Origin of the sequence: Streptomyces sp. NRRL WC-3549 (assembly GCF_000721935.1) — a bacterium.
Lineage (GTDB): Bacteria > Actinomycetota > Actinomycetes > Streptomycetales > Streptomycetaceae > Streptomyces.
In genome coordinates this window covers 103835-104286 of sequence record NZ_KL585420.1, presented here as the reverse complement: position 1 = coordinate 104286, position 452 = coordinate 103835, and the positions used below count along the sequence as shown (strand labels likewise).

At 78.1% G+C, this 452-nt stretch carries 1 pseudogene; it reads left to right on the top strand.

The window, feature by feature from the left end:
- Positions 1–452, top strand: a pseudogene (locus IH13_RS0125015) (DNA polymerase III subunit alpha); the annotation flags it as partial.

Below are 452 nucleotides of genomic sequence, written 5' to 3'. Positions count from 1 at the left end.
GGCCGCCACTGGTCGGCCGGGCCGCGCTGCCCGCCGAGGGGCTCACCGTGCTGCTCGGCCCCGCCTCCGAGGTCGGCGCGGCCCTCGCCGCCGGACGCCCCGACCGGGCCGCCGCGCTGCTCGCCCCCTGGCGGGAGCTCTACGGCGACGCCCTGCGCCTCGAAGCGGTCCACCACGGCCGCGACGGCACCGGCCCCGGGTCGCTGCGGCTCGCCGCCCGCACCGTCGGCTTCGCCGCCGAGCAGGGGGTGCGGGCCGTGCTGACCAACGCCGTCCGGTACGCCGATCCCGGGCAGGGTCCGGTCGCCGACGTGCTCGACTCCGCCCGCAGGCTCGTCCCCGTCGACCCGCGCCGCTCACCCCTGGACAGCGGGGAGCGCTGGCTCAAGGACGCCTGTGCGATGCGGGAGACCGCCGAGCGGATCACCTCGGCGGCTGTCTCTTATACACAT